This is a genomic window from Microvirga sp. P4_A5, from assembly GCF_056402495.1.
The window spans coordinates 14,424-36,662 of sequence record NZ_JBFUHH010000004.1 but is presented as its reverse complement, the minus strand read 5'-3'; the positions used below and the strand labels follow the sequence as shown (position 1 = coordinate 36,662).

Sequence of the window (22,239 nt, the reverse complement as noted above, 5' to 3'; positions counted from 1 at the left end):
CCCGGCTCCGATCGCTGCCAAGGCTGATTGAAGTGTGTAATGGCTAGCCTGCAGATCCTTCTGTTCGATGTTCGCGACACCCGCTGCGCCATCCGGCGCAAAGCGGTGCGGGAGATCCTGCCCGTGCCGAACCTCTGGCGCCCTCCCGCGACCCCGCGGCCCGTTGCCGGGTTCTTCAGCCTCGGCGGCACGGCGGTCGCGGTCGTTCGCCTCGACATCCTGTTCGGTCTGGACGAGGGCAAGACCCACAATCATGCCGACCTCTACGGTCACCTTATGCAGGTGGATGCGCCGGGATCCGGAAATCCGCTGGCGCTTCTGGTCGATCGGGTGGTCGATCTGCGCGAAATCGACGACCGCCGGCTGTCTCCGCTCCGTGAGACGGGAACCCTGAACGGTTGCGTGGAGGCTGAAATCGACATGGATGGCCGCCTTGTGCATCTCCTGTCTCTCGACAAGATCCTGTTCGCCGAAGAACAGCAGGCCATCGCCGCGCTCGGAGCGAAAGCGCAGGACCGATTGGGCGAGTGGGCGGTGGCTGATTGATGGCACCTTCGCCGGTTACCAGCTTCGCACTCGATCCAACGTTTCCGCGGCTGAAGAGCCTGATCGTTGAACGGACGGGTCATTTCTATTACGTGGACAAGGACGAGCTTCTTTGGGAGCGGATCCGAAAGCGGCTCCGGGCCACCGGAAACCGGGATTGCGCCAGCTATCTGGAGCGACTGAGCGATCCTGTCCTGGGGCCGGCCGAATGGGCCCGCCTCGAAGCCGAGATCACCATCGGCGAAACTTTTTTCTTTCGCTATGTGGAGCAATTCAACGCCCTCCGGGATGTTATCCTCCCCGAGATTGTCGCGCGAAACGGCGCGGAGAAGCGTCTGCGGATCTGGAGCGCGGGCTGCTCGACGGGCGCGGAAGCCTATTCGGTGGCCATCCTGGTGACGGAGCTCCTTGGCGACACGCTGAAGGACTGGCGTGTCAGCATCGTAGGCACTGACATCAACGACAATTTCATCGAAGCTGCACGCAAGGCGCGCTTCGGTCAGTGGGCGCTGCGCTCAATGAGCCCGGAACACAAGGACGCCTATTTCGTCCAGTCGTCGGAACGGGACCAATGGCAGCTCAGGCCGGAATTCCGCTCCATGGTCCGCTTCGAGCGCCACAATCTTTTGAGTCTGCTGGACGGAACTTCTCCGCTGCAATTCACCGATTTCGACCTGATCCTGTGCCGAAATGTGCTGATCTATTTTCATCCCGACACCGTCAATCGAATCGTCGAGGCCCTGCGCGACACGCTTGTGGAATCCGGGTGGATGCTGGTCGGGCATGCGGAACCGAATCCGGGATTCGCCGAGATGATGAGGGCGATCAACCTGCCGGGCACGAGCGCATACCGGCGCTTGCCTCCCGACAATTCTTCGTGGAGCTCCGCCTTCGCTGGCGCGCCGGAAATCCCCGTCGCGTGGGTCCCTCTTCCAGCGGCCGCACCACCGGAGCCCAAAAAGTTGCAACCCGCGATCCGTCGCGCACCTGCCACTTCCACGCCTCCATCCGGGGCAGCAATCGAAAAGGCGGAGACGTTTGTGGGCGAGGTCCGGCGTCTGGCCGATGCGGGGTTGCTCGTGGACGCTGCCGCGACCTGCGAGCGCGGACTCGCCGTGCGACCCGTGGAGCCGGTCCTGCATTTCTACAGGGGGTTGGTCGCACAAGCCCGGAAGATGCCGTTCGACGCCGAGAAGGCCTTCCGTGACAGCGTCTATCTCGATAAGAACTTTGTCATGGCGCATTATCATCTCGGCCTTCACATGATCGGCACCGGACGGGTCGAGCAAGGACTTCGCTCTATCACCAACGCCGCACGCATCGCGGGCTCGCTGCCGCCGGAGCATCCCTTGGCCGAGGCGGACGGATTATTGGCCGGCGATTTCAAGTCACTCGCACGCACTCACCTCGCGCCGCGATCCCGTAGCCGCAGCAAGGTCTGACGATGGCGAGATCACTTCGTCGCAAACTGAGAGAGATCAACCTGGAGGGCGCCTATTCGTCCGAGGAGAACGCTCGTCTCATTTTGGAAGAGCGGACGCGCAACCTCGCCGCGAGGCGGCCTGTCGCCGCTGATCCCACTACGATGGCCGCGCCTGTGCTCATCTGCGTGGCGGGAACCGAGCTTTATGGCATTCCGCTTGCGGATATCGCCGAGATCTTGCCGGCACAGACATGCGTGCCGATTCCGGATGGGCCTGCGGCACTCGTCGGAATCCTCGGACGCCGCGGGCGCCCGGTCAGCGTGATCGATCTCTCGACCGCGCTTAGTATGTCCGCTTCGTCCAAGACTGTTTTCGATCATTTCGTGCTTCTGCGCCGTGAGAAGCCGCGCGTCGCGCTGAGAGTCGAGCGCGCTCAGGGCGTCGTAGCGGCGACTTCGCTGACGTCGGAAGACGGCCAGGCCTTTCGCAACGACGCGGTCATCGGATATGCCGAAATCCCAGCGGGCTCGTCCGACAAGGAACGCGTCGTGTCGCTCATCGACGTGGAACGTCTGATCCGCCCCTTCCTTCCCGCTTCCCCCGTTTCCGGAGTTTAAGGTGACAATCTCGATAGCGAATCGCATCCTCCTCGGCTTCGCGTTCATCGTTGCGCTGATGGTCGGGCTTGGCGCCTACACGATCAACCAGCTCGACGACGTCACACGGACGACTGAGACGATCGTCACGCGCGACCTCGCCCTGCAGCGCCAGCTCGATCTAACGGCCCGCAGCCAGAGCGAGATGCGCGGAACGCGGGAAGAAGCGTTGTCGCGATTCCTGTTGCGATCCCTCGGCCAACAGCAGGGGGCGCATGAAGAGCTGGTCGCCGAGTGGGGCCGCCGCGCCGCCTCGACCGAGAGTGCGCTCAACCAAGCCATCGCGACCACCAATTCCTACCTCTCGGCGTCCGTCACGAGCCAACGGGCCGACGCATGGCGCAGGACTTCCGAATTGTTGAGCGGCGCAAGTGCGCAGTTGCGCCAGCTCCGTGTGACCTCCGAGCGCCAGTTCGCCGCCATCGAGGCAAACGACCTCGCGACGGTTCTTGCCACGCAAAATTCACTGCGGACCAGCCGCGACGCGTGGAGCAAATCCCTGGAGGACGTCAACAAGGTCCTCAGCGAGGCGATCTCCCTCGGGCAGAAGCGGGTCAACGAGGTTTATGAACAGAGCCGCATCTCGATCATCATCGCTCTCGCGGTCGTCGGCATCCTGAGTGTCCTCATCACGTATCTCCTGAGGGCCTCGATCGCCAACCCGCTCAACGCCTTCATGGAATTCGTCGAACGGGTCGGACGAGGCGATCTCGCCGGCCAGACCGCGACCGCGGGAACGGACGAACTCGGGCGTCTCGGCGGCACCCTGAACGGGATGGTGGACGGGCTTCGGCAATTAGCGAAGCAAAGCCGGGAAGCCACCGAAAACCTGAACGCGGCGGCCGCGGAAATTCGCGCCTCGACGCAGGAGCAGGCGGCAAGCGTCGAAGAGCAGCTCGCCGCGGTCCAGGAAACCGCCGCCACGGTGGATGAGATCACCCATTCGGGCGCGCAGATCGGAAAACGTGCCCAGGAAGTGATCGCGTCCGCGCAGGCGACGGCGCAGACCAGCATGGCAGGACTGCAGGCGGTCGAAGAAACGGCCCGCGCGATGGACGCGATCCGCGAACAGGGCGAGGCCGTGGCGGAGAACATCGTGGCGCTCAGTGAGAAGACGCAGGCGGTGGGCGAAATCATTTCCACCGTCAACGACATCTCGGAGCGCACTCACCTGCTCGCGCTCAATGCGGCGATCGAAGCCGCGGCCGCTGGCGAGAATGGTCGCAGCTTCGCGGTCGTCGCATCCGAGATGAAGGTTCTGGCGGACCAGGCGAAGGACGCCACATCGCAGGTTCGCTCCATTCTCGGCGACATCCAGCGCGGCATCAACTCCTCCGTCATGCTGACCGAGGAGGCTGTCAAGCGCGTGACCGCCGGCAAGGAGCGCACCGACACCACGCAGGCGACCATCACCGAGATCTCCAGCCGCGTTCAGGAAAGCGTGCAAACCTTCCAGCAGATCGTCGCCTCCACCAACCAGCAGCAACTGGGCATCGAACAGGTCACCGGGGCGCTTCAGAACATTCGACAGGCGAGCCAGCAGACCGCGGCCGGTACACGCCAGCTCGAAATGGCGGCGGCGAACCTGTCCGATCTGTCGCAGCAGCTTCTCGGCCTCGTCGAACGCTATCGTTTGTGAACCTCGCGTGAGCCCGGAGCCCAGTGCATCGTGAAGGATATTCGCAAGCAATTGCTGGCCGCTTTCGATGTGGAGCATCGAGAGCATTTGCACGCGATCCGCGAGGCGTTGGACAATGCCGAGGCAGGCAATGTCGATCTCACGGACGTTTTCCGCCGAGCCCATTCGCTCAAAGGCGCTGCGCGCGCCGTCGAGCTGCCGCAGGTCGAAGAGGTCGCCCACCACCTCGAAGCGCTGTTTTCGCGACTCCTCGACGAGCAACGCGGCCTTGACGCCAGCACCGTGGCGGCGGTCCGGCAGAGCCTTGATACCATCGAGGATCTGGTCGCCGAGATCGATGCGCCGACAGCCATGACATCGCCGGAGCCCGCCCTCGCGACGCTCGGGCGCGCCCTTGCTCACGAGACCGCCCCGGCTTCCCAGCCGCTCACGCCTCGGGAGGAAAGCCACGCCCCGCTCCGACCGGAGGTCTCAGGCGCGTCTGAGGGCGGTTCGTATCTGAGGGTCGCAGCCGACCAGATGGAGCAATTGTCCAGCTCCATGCACCAGCTCCTGGCCGAGATCCAGGCCGACGAGGCGATCGCGGAGGACCTGCACCAGATCGAACGCGACGTCCGGGGATTGCGAAGAAGCTGGGACCTGCTTCAGCGTCAGGTCAAGTCGGCCGGAAGCGCCCAGTATGTCCCGGACCCGACGTCGCGCGGCACGGCCGCCTTCACGTCTCGTCTGCGTGATTTTGATCAGGATCTCAAAGGTCTGTTCCGCACCATCTCGTCGCTTTCCCGCGACCGTCGGAGATCGGCCTGGACCATCGAGCAGGCCGCCCGGCAGGTGCGTGACGACGTCGATCGGGTTTCGCTGGTCTCGGCCGATACAGTGTTCGGCAATTTCGGTCCGATGGTCCGTGAAATCGCCCGCGAAGAGGGTCGCGACGTTCATGTCCGCACGATCGGTCTCGATATTCAGGCGGATCGTCGGGTCCTTCAGGCCCTGAAGGATCCGGTCATGCATCTTCTGCGGAACGCCGTCAGCCATGGCCTTGAGCCGACGGACGAGCGCGCGAAGACCGGCAAGCCCGAGCGCGGTGAGATTACCCTGGAGCTGTCCTCCCGGGGCGGGCGGCTGGCGGTCAGCATCCGCGATGACGGGCGCGGGCCTGATCTTGCGCGGATCGAAAACGTGGCCGTCGAGCGGGGTTTGCTGCCGGCGCGGGCGCCGGGGGAACGGATGCCGATGACGGACCAGCTTCTGTCGCTGGTCTTTTCCCCCGGCTTTTCCACCGCGACCGCCGTGGACAGATTGTCGGGACGAGGCATGGGCCTGTCGGTGGTGGCCGAGGCCGCGCGCAAGCTCCATGGCTCCGTTCTGTTGCGTCCGCGGTTTCCGTGGGGGACCGAGGCCTTCCTGAGCGTCCCGTTCACGGCTGCCCGCCAGCCGCTCCTGCTCGCCGAGGCGGAAGGGCGGACCTTCGGGTTCCCCACCTACGGCATCGAGCGGTTGCTTCGGCTGCGCGCCGATGCGCTGGAGAACGTGGAGGGACGTCCTGCCGCACGGATCGAGATCGGAGGGCAAGACGTTGTCGTGCCAGTGGTGGCTCTCGCCGCGCTCACAGGATCACCGAATGCGCAAATTCCCATCGAGAATGCGAGCGTCAAGGCCGTGCTGGTGAAACATGGCGTCCGTTATTGCGCATTCGCGGTGAATGCCTTCGAAGACGTCCGGACGATGCTGGTGAGCGATGTCGATGCGATCGGCGTCAGCGATCTGGTGTCTGGAACCGTCATGCTCGAGAACGAGATGCCGGCGCTGGTCCTCTCGCCGGAATTGCTGGTCGAGCATTGGACCCGGCACGAGAGCCGGGTCGCAGCGACCGGCCTCGGGCTCGTCGAGTGGGGCGATCGCACGGAAAAGCACACGACCACCATTCTTGTGGTGGACGATTCCATCACCACCCGAACGCTCGAAAAGAGCATCCTTGAAGCCCAGGGGTATCGCGTCCTTCTGAGCGTGGACGGCCTCGACGCGCTCAATGTCCTTCGGTCGGGCGAAACTATCGTGGATGTGGTGATCGCCGACGTTGAAATGCCGCGGATGGATGGATTTGGCCTGCTTCAGGCCGTCAAGACGGATCCGCGCCTCTCGGCGACCCCTGTCATTCTGATGACGTCGCGCGCCGATCCGGCGGATATCCGCCGCGGCCTCGATCTCGGGGCGAGCGCCTATATCACCAAGCAGAATTTCGACCAGCGCGAATTGCTGGCGACGATCGGACAGGTGTTATGAAAACCACGCCGCATACCCCGGCCCGGGTCATGATCGTGGAGGATTCGCTTGTCGTGCGCCAATTGCTCGCGCACATCATCACGCGCGACCCGCGCCTGATTCTGGCCGCCGCCGTCAGTTCGGCCGAAGAGGCTTTGCGGGAGATCGGCCGTGTCCAGCCCGACGTCATCTCGATGGACATCCGCTTGCCGGGCATGGACGGGCTCGAGGCCACCCGCCGGATCATGTCGGAACATCCGACGCCGATCGTCGTGATCGCGGGCAGCATTGAGGATTCGGCTCTCAAAATCTCCATGAACGCGCTTCGCGCAGGCGCGCTCTCTGTCGTGGAGAAGCCCGTAGGGGTCACGAATGCCGGATACGAGAGCCTGGCCGAGACGATCTGCACGCAGCTCTACATCATGAGCCGCGTACCGGTCGTACGGCAACGCTCGCTTGCGTGGCGCGGGCCGGCGCAGCAGGCTGGCGCAAGCTTGCGGGACGATGCGGTCGCAACGCAGCCCACCCTCCTCACCATTGCGGCCTCAACCGGAGGACCGCCGGCGCTCGCCAAGGTGCTGGGCGCGCTTCCGGCGGATTTCCCGCTTCCGATTCTGCTCGTCCAGCATATGGGAGCCCCGTTCATGGAGGGTTTCGCGTCCTGGCTCGACGGCATCCTGCCGCTCGATGTCGCGGTGGCGCGCGAACAGGAAATCCCGACGCGAGGTCGCGTCTATGTGGCTCCCGGCGACCGGCACCTGCTCTTGTCACCGGCTGGCACCCTCCAGATCAGCGCGAGCGCGCCGCTTGCAAGCCAGAGACCGTCTGCCACCCTGATGTTCAGTTCGGTTGCCAGGTCGGTCGGCCCGAGAGGGCTCGGCGTCATTTTGACCGGCATGGGGGAGGACGGCGCCCAGGGCCTCTTGGAAATGCGGCAGGCCGGCGCCTACACGATCGCCGAGGACGAAAGCACGGCCGTAGTCTACGGAATGCCGGCCGCCGCCTTGCGAATGGGCGGCGTCCGCGCGAGTCTCCCTCTCGACCTGATCGCGCCACGGATCACCCGGCTCGTGAAGGATTCCCGCCCATGAGCGCGGCAGCCGGCGCCCCGGAAGGCGCCAATATTCTTCTGGTCGAGGATTCGGAGACGCAGGCGCTGCAACTGCGGCACGTCCTCGAGACCAATGGCTTCAATGTGACCTGGCGCTCGACCGCCGAGGCCGCTCTCGACAGCCTGAATGAAAAGTTGCCGGACCTCGTCATTGCGGATTTTCACCTTCCCGGGATGAACGGCGACGAGCTGTCACGCCAGATGCGCCTCAATGTGAGGACGCGGGCTATCCCCGTCATCATGCTGACCGAGGCACGGGAGCGCGCGGTCGAACGACAGGGACTTGAAAGCGGGGCGGACGCCTACGTGTCCAAGTCCGCCGAGCAGGCCCTCATCATTCTCCGAATCCGGGCCTTGCTGCGCCGTCGCGCGACGCCGCTCGCGAGCGTTCAGGAGAGTCGCGATGCGCCGAGCTTCAATGCGTTCCGTCGCGCGCGCATCCTCGTGGTCGACGATGCGGCGGCCAGGCGAACGTATCTGGAAGAGGTGTTGTCGCGAGAGGGGTATCTGGTCACTTGCGTGTCCGGGCCGGATGAGGCGCTCGATCTCGTGAGAGCCCAGGGGACAAGCCTGGATTGCGTGCTCGTCAACATTCAAAGTCCGGAATTCGACGGCGTTGAGCTTTGTCGGCGCCTGAACGTCTATCGCGGCGTTGCCCCGGTGCCGGGTACCGAAGTGGCGACGTTCTACATCGTAGGACTCGGCAATGAGGACGGCGGGGACACTCTGGCGCGCGCCTTCGCGGCGGGAGCGGACGATATCGTGCCGGCTGCCGCCGATGCCGACGCCATGCGGGTGCGCATCCGCGCGCTTGTTCGTCGGAAACTGCTCCAGGACGAAAACTGGCGCATCGAAACCGAATTGCAGGAGCGTGATCTCGCGCTCGAACGCGCACGGACCGAAGCGGCCGCCGCCGAAGCGCGCGCGGCGCTGGCAGGCGCGCTCGAAAAAGCCAACCATGAACTCGAAGAGGCAAACCGCCTCCTGAAGGACACGCAGGCCAAGCTCGTTCAAGCCGCCAAAATGGCTTCGCTCGGTGAGTTGGTGGCAGGCATCGCGCATGAGATCAACAACCCGCTGGCGTTCATCCTCGCCCATCAGGGTACGGTCGAGCGTTTGTTGTCGGACGTTGCCGGCAAGCTTCCCGATGGCGCCGGCGTCCACAAGCCGGTCGCCAAATCGCGGGAACGCATCGCCGCCATGAAGCTGGGCCTTGGGCGAATCCAGGAACTGGTGCTCAATCTCAGGCGCTTCTCGCGTCTCGACGAGGGCGAATTCCAGACCGTGAACGTGTGCGAATCCATCGACACCGTCCTTGCTCTGCTCAGCCATCGGCTCGGCACCCGCATCGATGTCCGCCGGCGCTATGACGCCGTGCCGGACCTCTACTGCTCGCCGGCGCTTCTCAACCAGGTGGTGATGAATATCATCGGTAACGCGGCAGATGCGATCACCGGTACGGGCGCCATCGAAATTCACACCTGGAGCGACAGCACGAATTACGCGATCCAGATCAGCGACAGCGGTCCGGGAATTCCGCCGGATCTGCGGGAGCGGATTTTCGAACCGTTCTTCACGACCAAACCGGTTGGCGCAGGAACTGGACTCGGGCTGGCGATAGCCTATAGCGTCGTGCAGGCTCACAAGGGAACCATCACGGTGGATCCGAGCCCCATGGGAGGCACGAGCTTCACCATCACAATCCCGAGGCAGACCCACTGATGACCTCGCCGGTCCCAAATACTGATAAGAAGGGTGTGATCCTGGTCGTCGATGACGAACCGGATATCCTGATCGCACTTGAGGATCTCTTCGAGGAAGAATACCGCGTTCTGGCGACGACCTCGCCACGGGATGCCCTGGCGATCATCGAGAAAGAGCCGGCAATCGCCGTCATCCTGTCGGATCAACGGATGCCCGAGATGACCGGTGACGAATTTTTGGCTCGCGCCCGCGAGCACAGCGACGCCGAGGCCATTCTTCTCACGGGCTATGCGGACCTGAAAGCGGTGATCGGCGCCGTGAACAAGGGTCGCATCATGGCCTACATGCCCAAGCCATGGGACCCTTCCTTGCTGACCAGCATGGTGAGATCAGCCTACGAGCGGCGGGTTCTCGCGCGTGATTTCGACATGGAACGCGCTCTGCTGCGGGGGCTGATGGAAAGCACGACCGACCAGATCTCGTTCAAGAACCTCGACGGTCGCTTCCTGCGCCTCAACGGCAGCAAAGCCAAAAGCCTGAATGTCCCGCCTGCTTCCTGCATAGGACAGCTCGAAAAGGAATTTGTATCCGCCGAACGCGCGGCCGCGATCGCGGACGCGGAGCGCGCCACTGTCTCCGGCCGCGCACCGGACGAACGCATGGAAGAGCGGGTCAATCCGGACGGTGTCACGGAATGGTATCTGGTCAACCGCATCCCCATCCTGGACGAATCGGGGAGCGTCACCACGGTCGCAACCATCGAGCGCGACATCACCGAACGCAAGCTCATGGAAATGCGGTTGCGCCAGGCCGACAAGATGCAGGCGCTGGGGACGCTGGCGGGCGGGATCGCACATGATTTCAACAATCTGCTGATGGCCGTGCTGGGCTCCCTTGATCTTGCGTCGCGACGCGCACCCGACGATCCGCGTCTCAATCGATTGCTGCAAAACGCCACCTACGCGGCCGAACGCGGGGCCTCCCTGACTCAGCGCCTCCTGAGCTTCAGCCGCCAGCGGGATCTGAGCCTGCGCGCCGTGAACGTGAACGAAGTCATCGACGACATGAACGACCTCCTGACGAGGACACTGGGCGGCGTCGTGCGCATCGAGAAGAAACTCTCCGATCATCTCTGGCCCGCGATGGTCGATCCCGATCAGCTCGAACTGGCGATCCTCAACCTGTGTATCAATGCGCGCGACGCCATGCCCGAAAGCGGGCTGATTTCGTTGTCGACCCGCAATTGTACGATCGCCGAAAACGACGTAGCGGATCTTGCCGCAGGCGATTACGTGACGATCGCGGTGGCCGACGAGGGCGCGGGGATTCCGCCGGAAATTCTCAACCGCGTCATCGAACCCTTCTTCACCACCAAGGAGGTGGGCAAGGGAACGGGTCTCGGCCTGCCGATGGTCTATGGTCTGGCGCAGCAATCCGGCGGGACGGTCACCATCGAGAGCACCGTCGGCGCCGGGACGGTGGTGGAACTCTATCTCGCCCGTACGGTCACGGAGAATGGCGCAGCGGCAGATGACGACGGCGCTGTTGCCTCAAGCGTTCCGGCGGCGAGCATTCTCCTCGTGGACGACGACCCTGAGGTCCGCGCCGTGACCTCCGCCTATCTGACCGAGATGGGGCATCGCGTCATCGAGGCATCGGACGCGGCCTCGGCGCTGGATATCCTGCGAACCGATCGCCAGATCGACCTCCTGGTCGCGGATTTTGCGATGCCGGGTATGACCGGTTTCGACCTTGCGGTGAGAGCCCAGGAGCTTCGGGGCGGGATCGGGGTTCTGCTCGTGACGGGGTATGCCGACCCCGACCGGATGGCCAAGGATTTCCCGCTTCTCCACAAGCCGTTCGGTCGCGCCGAGCTGTCCGCCAAAATCACCGAAGTGGCGGCTGCGCTCTCGCGCGCGGAAATATAATTCGGATTCGTTCGCAGACGTTGCCCTTGGGGAACCGGCTGCATTGACGATTCCCGCCAAATGGCTACGCTTTCCAGCAGGTTGCTCGCCCGCGGTCGCGATGACGTGATGGTTTCGCACCGCGAAGCGCCTGCGCGTCGTAACCATGAAATGGTATAGTTTTTCCCGTTTCCGTGGGTCCCCTAAGGGGACAGATTGACAAGAACGGACCTTCGCACCTTAACTCTGTCGCAGAACGGCCATAATCCAGAGCCGTCTCAGAGGACTATCAGAATGAAGAAATCAGCTCTTCTTGCAGCTGTTTGCGTTCCGGCCTTCTTGGCCGCCGCACCGCTCGCTGCAAAAACCCTGGTCTATTGCTCCGAGGGTAGCCCGGAGAACTTTTACCCTGGCGTGAACACCACCGGCACGTCCTTCGACGCCAGCGAGCAGATCTACAACCGGATCGTGGAATTCGAGCGCGGCGGCACCAAGGTCGTCCCGAGCCTCGCCGAGCGCTGGGAAGTGTCGCCCGACGGCACCGTCTACACCTTCTATCTCCGCAAGAACGCCCAGTGGCATTCCAACAAGAACTTCAAGCCGACCCGCAACGCCAACGCGGACGACGTGATGTTCATGATCGAGCGCCAGTGGAAGGAAGACAACCCGTACTTCAAGGTCACCAGCCCCAACCACTCTTATTTCAGCGACATGGGCATGCCCAAGCTGTTGAAATCGGTCGAGAAGGTCGATGACTACACAATCCGCTTCACGCTGAATCAGCCGGAAGCGCCGTTCCTCGCCAACCTGGCGATGATGTTCGCAAGCGTCCAGTCCAAGGAATACGCGGATGCGATGTTGAAGGCCGGCACGCCCGAGAAGATCGACCAAGAGCCGATCGGAACGGGTCCGTTTTCGCTGGTCCAGTACCAGAAGGACGCGATCATCCGCTACAAGGCCTTCCCTGAATATTGGGGCGGCAAGGCGAAGATCGACGATCTGGTCTTCTCCATCACTCCCGACGCATCGGTCCGCTGGGCGAAGCTCCAGAAGGGCGAATGCCATGTGATGCCGTATCCGAACCCGGCCGATCTCGAGGCGATGAAGAAGGACACCAACGTCCAGATTCTCGAACAGCCCGGCCTGAATATCGGCTACCTCGCCTACCAGACCACCAAGAAGCCCTTCGATGACGTCCGCGTCCGCAAGGCCTTCAACATGGCGATGAACAAGAAGGCCATCGTCGACGCCGTGTTCCTCGGCAGCGGCATCCCGGCCAAGAACCCGATCCCGCCGTCGATGTGGTCCTACAACGACGCCGTGAAGGAAGACGCGTACGATCCGGAAGCCGCCAAGAAGCTGCTGGCGGAAGCGGGCTATCCCAACGGTCTCGAGACGGACCTCTGGGCCATGCCGGTTCAGCGTCCCTACAACCCGAATGCACGCCGCATCGCCGAACTGATGCAGGCCGACCTCGCCAAGATCGGCGTGAAGGCCGAAATCAAGAGCTTCGAGTGGGGCGAGTACCGCAAGCGCGCGCAGGCGGGCGAGCACCAGATGGCTCAGCTCGGCTGGACGGGCGACAACGGCGATCCGGACAACTTCCTGCACACCCTGCTCGGCTGCGCCTCGGCCCAGTCGGCCTCGGGCTCGAACATCGCCAAATGGTGCCACAAGCCGTTCGACGATCTCGTGCTGAAAGCCAAGGTCACCACCAGCATTCCGGAGCGCACCAAGCTCTACGAACAGGCTCAGGTGATCTTCAAGGAACAGGCTCCCTGGTTCACCGTGGCCCACGCGGTGCAGCTCAAGCCGGTCCGCAAGGAAGTCGTCGATTTCAAGCTTTCCCCGTTTGGTCGCCACACCTTCTACGGCGTGGATATCAAGGGTAAGTAAGCCTTCGTTCGCAACCTTCGGCGGAGCGGCTGTTTGCGGCCGCTCCGCCTTTTTTAGTTCACAAGATGCTCAGATTCATCCTGACCCGCGTCAGTCTCGTCATTCCGACCTTTCTCGGCATCACGATGCTGGCCTTTTTCCTCATTCGCCTCGTGCCCGGCGATCCGATCGAGACGCTCGCGGGCGAACGCGGCATCGACCCGCAGCGCCTCGAGCAGTTGCGGATCGAATACGGCTTCGACCGGCCGATTTTCGTCCAGTACGGGATCTATCTGGCGCGCGTGCTGCAGGGCGATCTCGGCAAGTCGATGATCACCCAGGAATCCGTCCTGACCGAATTCTCGACGCTGTTTCCGGCGACCATCGAGCTGGCGTTCTGCGCCATCATCTTCGCGCTCGTCATCGGCCTGCCCGCCGGAATGCTCGCGGCCATCAAACGAAACTCCATCTTCGACCATGGCGTGATGGGCGTCTCGCTGGCGGGCTATTCCATGCCGATCTTCTGGTGGGGGCTGATTCTGATCCTGCTCTTCTCGGTGCAGTTCGATCTCACGCCCGTCTCCGGTCGCATCGACGTCCTCTATTACATCGAGCCGATCACCGGATTTCTGCTGATCGACACGCTTCTCTCCGACGAAGAAGGCGCGTTCTGGTCCGCCGTTCGCCATCTCATCCTGCCCACCATCGTGCTGGGCACCGTGCCGCTTGCCGTCATCGCCCGGATGACCCGCTCGGCCATGCTCGAGGTCCTCGGCGAGGACTACATCCGCACCGCCAAGGCCAAGGGCTTGTCGCAGTTCCGGATCATCACGCTGCACGCGTTGCGCAACGCGCTGATTCCCGTCGTGACCGTCATCGGCCTGCAGGTCGGGGTGCTTTTCACGGGCGCCATCCTGACCGAGACGATCTTCTCCTGGCCAGGGGTGGGCAAGTGGCTTATCGACGCCATTTTCCGGCGCGATTATCCGGTCCTGCAAGGGGGCGCACTTCTCCTGGGTGTTGTCGTCATGGCGGTGAACCTGCTCGTCGATCTCACCTACGGTCTCATCAATCCGCGCATCAGGCATAACCGATGACCGCAGAAATCCTCGATACACGGGCCGTCGCCGTGCCGACGGCAACGCCGCCCCATCCGCTCCGGGAATTCTGGGGCTACTTCAGCAACAATCACGGCGCCGTCGCGGGTCTCGTGGTGATCGTCGTCGTGGTGCTGGTCGCCATCCTGGCGGATGTGATCGCGCCCCACTCGCCCTACCTCACCGACACGACCGTGGCGCTCAAGCCGCCCTTCTGGCAGGAGGGCGGGCTGCTGACCTATCCGCTCGGAACCGACCCGATCGGGCGCGATATCCTCTCGCGCCTCATCTACGGTTCGCGCCTTTCGCTGATGATCGGCATCGCAGTGGTGTCTATTTCGATCGTTCTCGGGACCGTTCTGGGACTGGTTGCCGGTTTCGTGCGCGGCATCACCGAGATTTTCATCATGCGGCTCATGGATATCATCCTGACCCTGCCGAGCCTTTTGCTGGCGATCGTCATCGTGGCGGTGCTCGGCCCCGGCCTGATGAACTCGATGCTCGCCGTCGCCCTGGTGATACTCCCGCATTACGTGCGACTGGCCCGCGCCGCGGTCATCACCGAGACGTCGAAGGATTACGTGACGGCTGCCCGGGTGAGCGGCGCCGGCCCGATCCGCCTGATGTTCAAGGAGGTGCTGCCCAATTGCACCGCGCCCCTGATCGTGCAGGCCTCGCTCGGCATCTCGACCGCGATCCTCGACGCCGCCGCGCTCGGGTTTCTCGGCCTTGGCGCCCAGCCACCCTCGCCCGAATGGGGAACCATGCTGGCGGATGCCCGCGAATTCGTGCTTCGCGCCTGGTGGGTGGTGACTTTTCCGGGTCTCGCCATCCTCATCACGGTGCTGGCCTTCAACCTCCTGGGCGACGGTCTGCGCGACGCCCTCGATCCCAAATTGAAGCGCTGATCATGGCTCTGCTCGAAATCAAAAACCTGTCCGTCGAATTTCCCACGCAAGGCGGAATCATGCGAGCGGTCGACGGCGTCAGTCTGACCCTCGAAAAAGGCGAGGTTCTCGGCGTCGTCGGCGAATCGGGCTCCGGCAAGAGCGTCACGATGCTGGCGCTCATGGGCCTTGTCCCGTTTCCGGGAAAAGTCACGGCCGACAAATTGTCGTTCAACGGACAGGATCTTCTCACCATCTCCGACCGGGATCGTCGCAAGCTGACGGGCAAGGACGTGGCGATGATCTTCCAGGAGCCCACGACCAGCCTCAACCCGTGTTTCACCATCGGTTTCCAATTGACCGAGACCTTGCGTCTTCACGAGGGGATGGACCGCAAGGCCGCTCGGCGCCGCGCCATCGAATTGCTCGAACAGGTCGGCATTCCGTCTCCGGAGGGCAGGCTCTCGTCCTTTCCGCACCAGATGTCCGGCGGCATGAACCAGCGTGTGATGATCGCCATGGCGATCGCCTGCAATCCCAAGCTGCTCATCGCCGACGAGCCGACGACAGCGCTCGACGTGACGATCCAGGCGCAAATCCTCGATCTGCTCGTGACGCTTCAGAAAGAGCGTAACATGGCGCTCGTCATGATCACCCACGACATGGGCGTGATCGCCGAGACGGCCAAGCGCATCATGGTCATGTATGCCGGACAGGTGATGGAGGAGCGGGCGGCCGAGGATCTGTTCGCCTCGCCGCAGCACCCCTATACGGCGGCGCTCCTCGCCGCCTTGCCCGAGCACAGCCACGACGGTCGCCTGGCGACGATCCCCGGCGTCGTCCCGGGCCTTTACGATCGCCCCCGCGGCTGCCTGTTCAGCCCGCGCTGTGCCTACGCGACCGAGCATTCGCGCAACGTCCGGCCGGAATTGCGCGAATGGGCCGGCGGTCAGATCCGCTGCCATTACCCGCTCGGCGACCCATCGCGGGAAGCGAGGCGGCTGGCCGACCATCCCGTCCCCGCCAAGGAGATCGCGTCGTGAGCACTCCTGTGATCGAAGCCCACGATCTCAAGCGGGTCTACGAAGTCCGCCGGGGCCTGTTCAAGGAGCCCGGCAGGCTGCAGGCCGTCGGCGGAGTCTCCTTCACGCTGCAACCCGGCAAGACCCTCGCCGTGGTGGGGGAATCCGGCTGCGGGAAATCGACCCTCGCGCGGATGGCGACCCTCATCGAGAAGCCGACCGAAGGAACGCTGAATCTGGACGGGATCGACGCGATCAATCCGCCTTCCGGCAAGGCGAAGGACCTGCGCCGCACGGTCCAGCTCGTCTTCCAGAACCCCTATGGCTCCCTCAATCCACGAAAAAAGGTGGGGGCGATTCTGGAAGAGCCCCTGGCCATCAACACCAAGCTATCGGGGGCCGAACGCAGCGAACGCGCGCGCGCCATGATGACCAAGGTCGGCCTGCGGCCGGAGCATTACAATCGCTATCCGCACATGTTCTCGGGCGGGCAGCGCCAGCGCATCGCCATTGCGCGCGCATTGATGCTGTCTCCCAAGCTGGTGGTGGCGGACGAGCCGGTCTCGGCGCTCGACGTGTCGATCCAGGCGCAAGTGCTGAACCTTCTCGCCGATCTGCAGAGCGAACTCGGCCTTGCCTACCTGTTCATCTCCCACGACCTCAGCGTCGTGCGTCATATCGCCGACGACGTTCTCGTCATGTATCTCGGGCATACGGTCGAGCAGGGGCCCAAAGAGCGGATCTACGCCCGCCCGCTGCATCCCTACACGCAGGCCCTGCTCTCCTCGACACCCGCCGTCTCGGGAGGCGAGAAGCGCAAGCGGATCGTGCTCAAGGGCGAACTGCCCTCACCGCTGAACCCCCCGAAAGGCTGCGTGTTCTCGACCCGCTGCCCCTATGTGACGGACCGTTGCCGCGCGGAGCGACCGCCCCTGCGGATCGTCGATCACCGGCAGGTGGCCTGCCATTACGCGGAGGACTTTCTCGTCGATCCGCCGATCAGCAGCCCGATCATGTGAACGGGAGGCTCCGCGTTGGTGGATTGGGATGCGGGCCTCTATCTGAAGTTCGAGGATGAGCGCACGCGCGCCGCGATCGACCTCCTGCGGCGCGTTCCCTTAGGGCAGATAGAATGCTGCGTGGATCTCGGATGCGGACCGGGCAACAGCACCGAGCTTCTTTTGGAGCGGTTCCCCACGGCACGGATCGCCGGGCTCGACAGCTCCGCCGCCATGGTCGCGAAGGCGCGCGAGCGCCTGCCGGGAATCGCATTCGATCGCGTGGACTTGCGGGACTGGACGCCGGCTGAGCGGTTCGACCTGATTTTCGCCAATGCCGTTCTGCAATGGCTTCCGGATCACCCTACCCTGCTGCCGCGCCTCGTCTCGTACCTGAAAACCGGCGGGTGCCTCGCCGTTCAAATGCCCGACAACCTCCATGAACCGTCCCATCTCCTGATGGCGCAGGTCGCAAGCAATGGCCCATGGAGCGCCGCCCTCGCGGCGGCCGCGACCGCGCGGGAGACAATCGGATCCTTCGAGGATTATTACGCTTGCCTGCAGCGAGCCGGCTGCCGTGTCGACATCTGGCGCACCACCTACGTGCACGCTCTCGATGGGGTAGGCGCCATCGTCGAGTGGTTCAAGGCGACCGGCCTTAAACCCTATCTCGACCCGCTGCCGCCGCACGACCGCGCCGTTTTTCTCCAGCGCTACCAACTCGAACTGGCGCACGCCTATCCGGCCCAGGCAGACGGCAAGGTGCTGTTGCGGTTTCCCCGACTCTTCTTCGTTGCGCAACGCCTGTGACGACGATCGCGAATGTGGCGCAGCCACAAGCCGCCTCACGTCCGAACGCCCGTCACCACGTGCTCGAGCGGACCTGATTGATGGCGGTGGTCATGAGGCTGGACATCTTCTCGCGGATCTGTTCGGCGGATTGGCTGATTCCGGCCTTGGCGAAATCGGCGGTGAGTTTCTCCACGAGACTTTCATCCACCACAGCCGCCACCACGCTGCGGCTGACGCCGTTCAAATAGGCCGATGCCCTGTCGCCGCTCAGACCAAGCTGTGCAACGGCCCATTCGCCGAGCAGCTTGTTGCGCCTCGCCAACGCCCTGAAGCGAGCTTCTGCGTCGTGCACGAACATCTGCTCGAACGCCCGCTCGCGATCGTTGAACAATGTCATGGATCACTCCCGGTTCACGCTGGAAGACACCGATCATGATAAACCCAAAACAACTTCAGTATGGCGCGCCGATAACCACCCGCCCGTATCCCGGCCGATAGACCGTCCGATAGCCTCCGTAGACTTCATGAGGCGCCGCATAGGGGTCGGCCGAATAGACGATTCCCGGGCCGTAATAGGGCGCGGCGGGGTAGCCGTAATAGGGGCGGACAGGGCGCACAGGATAGTAGCCGCCGCCATAAGAGGGGCCATAGCCGTAGCCATACGGATAGGAATATGCCGGCGCGGTCGCGGCCGCGGCAAGTCCCCCAAGCACGAGCCCTCCCAGAAGGCCGGCCGCGAGACCGCCACCGCCGTACCACCCCGACCCCCGATACACATGCGGATAGCCGCGCACGCCGCCGTGATAGCCGTAGCCACGACGGTACTGCGCGTCGGCCGATCCGACATTGCCGAGGACAATGAGGGCAGCCCCGGCACAAAGCGCGAGCTTTCTCATGATAGGTCTCCCGGGCAGCCAAGATGCTGCGCGGCCGAAATTATCTCACCGCGCGGGCCTCGCTAACAAATGGTCTTAGGGGGGAGCGACGACAGGAAGCGAGCGCTCGGCAAGGCCGTCCGCATGAGGCGAGGAGCGCGCCGCGGCGGTCGAGGCCACCGCCTGGACCGGGGACAACAAAAAAGCCCGGAAAAACCGGGCCTTTTGAATCAGTCTCGGACGTTATCAGATGTCCTGAAACTCGGATTTGGTGCCCAGGAGAGGACTCGAACCTCCACGACTTGCATCGCTGCTACCTGAAAGCAGTGCGTCTACCAATTCCGCCACCTGGGCATGCCTGTTCGGCGAGCTTCGTTTAAGGCCCCGCAGGCGGCGCGTCAATCGCCTAAAGTGCGGGTTTGCGGCTTATCCCGCTGGCGGCCCCTTCACACGTGCGCGGCGTTTCAGTAGAGACGGTGCAACATTGGTTTTTCGATATCCGTTTCCGGCCTTATCGCCGGGCAGGAGGCTTCCATGATCGCCCCGATCCGCACGCCCTCGCAGCAGCTCGTCACGGTCTTCGGCGGTACCGGTTTTCTCGGGCGGCACGTCGTTCAGGCGCTGGCGCGACGGGGCTATCGCGTAAGGGTCGCGACACGCCGGCCCGAGCGCGCGTTTTTTCTCCAGCCGTTGGGGGGCGTCGGCCAGATCCAGGCCGTCCAGGCGAACATGCGCGACAAGGCCTCCGTGGCGCGCGCGGTCGCGGGGGCGGACCATGTGGTGAACCTGGTGGGGATCCTGCAGGAGGGCGGTCGGCAGACATTCGACGACCTCCAGGCCAAGGGGCCGCGCCTCATCGCCGAAGCCGCGTCTCCGAAGGCCAATCTGGTGCAGGTCTCGGCCATCGGGGCGGATCGCCGTTCCGAGGCCGCCTATGCGCGGACCAAGGCCGAGGGCGAGGCGGCCTTGTTCGAAAAGCGGCCCGATGCGGTCATCATTCGTCCATCGCTGCTTTTCGGGGCTGGTGACAGCTTCTTCAATCGTTTCGCGGCCCTCGCACGACTTCTGCCGGTCCTGCCGCTCGTGGGCGCGGATACGCGGTTGCAGCCTGTCTTCGTGGGCGATGTCGCCGAAGTCATCGCGCGCGCGGTCGAAGGCTCGGTTCCCGGCGGGCGTGTCTACGAACTGGGCGGGCCTGAAATCCGCACCCTGCGGGACATTGTCAGCTTCGTTCTTCAGGCGACCGAGCGGCGCGCCGTCATCCTGTCTCTTCCCAAGTCCCTCGGGCGGCTGCAGGGCAGAACCTTGGGTTTTCTCGACAAGGTTACCCTGGGCCTGATGCCGGACGACCTGGTGATGACCCGCGATCAGGCGATCATGCTGGAAACCGACAACGTCGTGTCGGACAAGGCCATCGCCGAGGGTCGCACCCTGGCGGGCTTAGGCGTCGTGCCGACGTCCTTCGAGGCCGTGGTGCCGACCTATCTCGTCCGCTTCCGGCGCACGGGCCAGTTCGACCTGAAACGCAATTCCGCCGAGACACCGCCGGCCGGCCCGCACGAAAACCGGGCAGCGACCTAGGCGAGGCGGCGGCTCCGCCCGTCAGGATCTCAGGTTCCGGACGACCTGCCTCGCGATGGCGGCAGGATCGCGCTGCCGCGCGAGGCGCTCAGCCGCTTGTGCACGTGGACCATCAGGGCCGCTCCGAAGATCGGCGTCAGCAGGTTGAGGACCGGCACCAACACGAGTCCTGCGATAATGGCGCCGGCTGCGAAAACCGTTCCGCGATTCGCGACCCGCATCCGCGCCGCCTCGTCGAGCGATCGAAACCGCCCTGCTGCGAGTTCGAAATATTCCCGCCCCAGCAGATAGGCGTTCGCCATGAAAAACACCGCGATATTGACGCCGGGGATGAAGAACAGCAGCAGGGCCGCGAGGTTGACCAGCAGCGACAAACCGGCAAAGCGCAACCCGTAAAGAATGGCGCGGCCGACGGGGAGTGCCTGTCCCGGCGGATCGGCCGGAAAGTCGGTTTCCTCCACCACCTCGGCCACGTCATCGAGGAAATATCCGGCAACAATGGCCGACACCACGGGCAGGAGATAGGCCAGCGCCACGAAGAGGCCGGCACCGGCCAGGAAGAACGCGAAGCTGTCGAGGATGGGGTAGCTGGTGCTGAGCGAATGGCCCTCGAGGAACCAGCCGACGAGCCGGGTGAGCCCGAGCCAGACCAGGATGAGCAACGCCGCCGTCAGGGCGAGCGACTTCCACAGGATGCCGCGGAGCGGCGTTGAAAACACCTGGCGCGCCGCCGCGTAGACAGAGGGGATCAGCATCGGCGAACTCTCGACAACAGGGGGGAAGGGTTTGGCATAGGGTCCCGGCGAACGCCGCCAGAGGGCGAATCACAGCATGCTCGGCAAGACCCGGTCCGGCGGCTTGTGGCCGTCGATGAAAGACTTGATGTTGACGATGACCTTCTCGCCCATATCGACGCGGCCCTCCTGCGTAGCCGATCCCATATGGGGCAGCAGCACCACCTTGTGGGCGCGGGCAAGCTTCAGCAGGCGCGGATTGACCGCCGGTTCCTCCTCGAACACATCGAGCCCCGCCCCGCCGATCGCGCCCGCCTCGATGAGGCGCGTCAGGGCCACCTCGTCGACCACCTCTCCGCGGGCAGTGTTCACCAAGATGGAATCGGGCTTCATCAGCTTGAGGCGGCGGGCCGACAGGAGGTGGAAGGTGGCGGGTGTATGCGGACAATTGACCGACACGATGTCCATGCGCGCCAGCATCTGGTCGAGGGATTCCCAATAGGTCGCCTCGAGCTCCTGCTCGACCTTGGCCGGTACGTGGCGGCGATTGTGATAGTGGATCGAAAGGCCGAAAGCCTTGGCGCGGCGGGCGAGCGCCTGGCCGATGCGCCCCATGCCGACGATGCCGAGGCGCTTGCCGGTGATCCGTCGACCAAGCATCCAGGTCGGCGACCACCCGGCCCAATCGCCATCGGGAACGATCCGGGCGCCTTCGGGAATCCGGCGCGCGACGGCGAGAATCAGCGCCATCGCCATGTCGGCGGTATCTTCGGTCAGCACGCCCGGGGTGTTGGTGACGGTGATGCCCCGCGCCAAAGCGGCCGGCACATCGATGTGATCGATGCCGTTGCCGAAATTTGCGATGAGCTTGAGGTCCGGACCGGCCTTCGCCAGCAGATCAGCGTCGATTTCGTCGGTCAGCGTCGGCACCAGAACGTCGGCTTTCGCTACCGCCTCGGCAAGCTCTTCTCGCGAGAGCGGCTTGTCCTCGAGGTTGAGCCTTGTGTCGAATAATTCGCGCATCCGGGTCTCGATGACGTCCGGCAGGCGGCGGGTCACGACGACGAGGGGTCTCTTCTTCATGCTTGGCAATGTCCCATCATCTTGTCCGGCCTCTGCTTCGATCCGG

At 63.8% G+C, this 22,239-nt stretch carries 19 protein-coding genes and 1 tRNA gene; 15 read left to right on the top strand and 5 right to left on the bottom strand.

Annotated elements, in window-relative coordinates; genetic code table 11:
- Positions 1-39: 39 nt before the first annotated feature.
- The 14 genes from AC1DVM_RS02650 to tam all read left to right on the top strand — a co-directional run bounded on the left by AC1DVM_RS02650 (position 40) and on the right by tam (position 17,938).
- Positions 40-546, top strand: a complete 507-nt coding sequence (locus AC1DVM_RS02650; RefSeq protein ID WP_477251805.1) for a chemotaxis protein CheW — start codon at positions 40-42, stop codon at positions 544-546.
- Positions 546-1,988 carry a CheR family methyltransferase gene (locus tag AC1DVM_RS02645; RefSeq protein ID WP_477251803.1) on the top strand — a complete coding sequence of 481 codons (1,443 nt, stop codon included), beginning with the start codon at positions 546-548 and terminating at the stop codon, positions 1,986-1,988. The genes AC1DVM_RS02650 and AC1DVM_RS02645 overlap by 1 nt, the downstream gene beginning before the upstream one ends.
- Before the next feature lie 2 nt (positions 1,989-1,990).
- Entirely contained in the window at positions 1,991-2,587 is a 597-nt protein-coding gene (locus tag AC1DVM_RS02640; RefSeq protein ID WP_477251801.1) for a chemotaxis protein CheW, read from the top strand.
- Position 2,588: 1 nt separating this feature from the next.
- Positions 2,589-4,265 (top strand): methyl-accepting chemotaxis protein, encoded by a 1,677-nt coding sequence (locus tag AC1DVM_RS02635; protein ID WP_477251799.1) that lies wholly within the window; start codon positions 2,589-2,591, stop codon positions 4,263-4,265.
- Positions 4,266-4,295: 30 nt separating this feature from the next.
- A complete protein-coding gene (locus AC1DVM_RS02630; protein ID WP_477251797.1) occupies positions 4,296-6,548 on the top strand; it encodes a hybrid sensor histidine kinase/response regulator in 2,253 nt (750 codons plus the stop codon).
- Complete coding sequence (cheB, locus tag AC1DVM_RS02625; RefSeq protein WP_477251795.1) at positions 6,545-7,618, top strand: chemotaxis-specific protein-glutamate methyltransferase CheB; 1,074 nt, start codon at positions 6,545-6,547, stop codon at positions 7,616-7,618. The genes AC1DVM_RS02630 and cheB overlap by 4 nt, the downstream gene beginning before the upstream one ends.
- Entirely contained in the window at positions 7,615-9,360 is a 1,746-nt protein-coding gene (locus AC1DVM_RS02620; RefSeq protein WP_477251793.1) for a response regulator, read from the top strand. Before cheB ends, AC1DVM_RS02620 begins: the two co-directional genes overlap by 4 nt.
- A complete protein-coding gene (locus AC1DVM_RS02615) occupies positions 9,360-11,270 on the top strand; it encodes a response regulator (protein ID WP_477251791.1) in 1,911 nt (636 codons plus the stop codon). The genes AC1DVM_RS02620 and AC1DVM_RS02615 overlap by 1 nt, the downstream gene beginning before the upstream one ends.
- Before the next feature lie 273 nt (positions 11,271-11,543).
- Positions 11,544-13,145 carry an ABC transporter substrate-binding protein gene (locus AC1DVM_RS02610; RefSeq protein WP_477251790.1) on the top strand — a complete coding sequence of 534 codons (1,602 nt, stop codon included), beginning with the start codon at positions 11,544-11,546 and terminating at the stop codon, positions 13,143-13,145.
- Positions 13,146-13,210: 65 nt separating this feature from the next.
- A complete protein-coding gene (locus AC1DVM_RS02605; protein ID WP_477251788.1) occupies positions 13,211-14,221 on the top strand; it encodes an ABC transporter permease subunit in 1,011 nt (336 codons plus the stop codon).
- Positions 14,218-15,129, top strand: a complete 912-nt coding sequence (locus tag AC1DVM_RS02600) for an ABC transporter permease subunit (RefSeq protein ID WP_477251787.1) — start codon at positions 14,218-14,220, stop codon at positions 15,127-15,129. Before AC1DVM_RS02605 ends, AC1DVM_RS02600 begins: the two co-directional genes overlap by 4 nt.
- 2 nt (positions 15,130-15,131) lie before the next feature.
- Positions 15,132-16,151 carry an ABC transporter ATP-binding protein gene (locus AC1DVM_RS02595; protein WP_477251785.1) on the top strand — a complete coding sequence of 340 codons (1,020 nt, stop codon included), beginning with the start codon at positions 15,132-15,134 and terminating at the stop codon, positions 16,149-16,151.
- Positions 16,148-17,149: a peptide ABC transporter ATP-binding protein gene (locus AC1DVM_RS02590; RefSeq protein ID WP_477251783.1), complete on the top strand. Its 1,002-nt coding sequence runs from the start codon at positions 16,148-16,150 to the stop codon at positions 17,147-17,149. Before AC1DVM_RS02595 ends, AC1DVM_RS02590 begins: the two co-directional genes overlap by 4 nt.
- A gap of 15 nt (positions 17,150-17,164) precedes the next feature.
- A complete protein-coding gene (tam, locus tag AC1DVM_RS02585; protein WP_477251781.1) occupies positions 17,165-17,938 on the top strand; it encodes a trans-aconitate 2-methyltransferase in 774 nt (257 codons plus the stop codon).
- Between the two features lie 52 nt (positions 17,939-17,990).
- Here the strand turns inward: tam and AC1DVM_RS02580 are convergent, their stop codons facing one another.
- From AC1DVM_RS02580 to AC1DVM_RS02570, 3 genes are all read right to left on the bottom strand, one after another.
- Positions 17,991-18,317 (bottom strand): DUF1476 domain-containing protein, encoded by a 327-nt coding sequence (locus AC1DVM_RS02580; RefSeq protein ID WP_477251779.1) that lies wholly within the window; start codon positions 18,315-18,317, stop codon positions 17,991-17,993.
- Between the two features lie 55 nt (positions 18,318-18,372).
- On the bottom strand, positions 18,373-18,816 hold the full coding sequence (locus AC1DVM_RS02575) for a hypothetical protein (RefSeq protein WP_477251777.1): 444 nt from the start codon (positions 18,814-18,816) through the stop codon (positions 18,373-18,375).
- Positions 18,817-19,064: 248 nt separating this feature from the next.
- Positions 19,065-19,149: transfer RNA gene (locus AC1DVM_RS02570), tRNA-Leu, on the bottom strand.
- Positions 19,150-19,329: 180 nt separating this feature from the next.
- On the opposite strand from AC1DVM_RS02570, the gene AC1DVM_RS02565 reads away from it, so the two are divergent.
- Positions 19,330-20,376 (top strand): complex I NDUFA9 subunit family protein, encoded by a 1,047-nt coding sequence (locus AC1DVM_RS02565; RefSeq protein WP_477251775.1) that lies wholly within the window; start codon positions 19,330-19,332, stop codon positions 20,374-20,376.
- A 29-nt stretch (positions 20,377-20,405) separates the two neighbouring features.
- On the opposite strand, the gene AC1DVM_RS02560 is transcribed toward AC1DVM_RS02565, so the two are convergent.
- Both AC1DVM_RS02560 and AC1DVM_RS02555 read right to left on the bottom strand, forming a co-directional pair.
- Entirely contained in the window at positions 20,406-21,131 is a 726-nt protein-coding gene (locus tag AC1DVM_RS02560; RefSeq protein WP_477251774.1) for a sulfate transporter family protein, read from the bottom strand.
- Between the two features lie 69 nt (positions 21,132-21,200).
- Positions 21,201-22,193 carry a 2-hydroxyacid dehydrogenase gene (locus AC1DVM_RS02555; RefSeq protein WP_477251772.1) on the bottom strand — a complete coding sequence of 331 codons (993 nt, stop codon included), beginning with the start codon at positions 22,191-22,193 and terminating at the stop codon, positions 21,201-21,203.
- Positions 22,194-22,239: the final 46 nt, after the last annotated feature.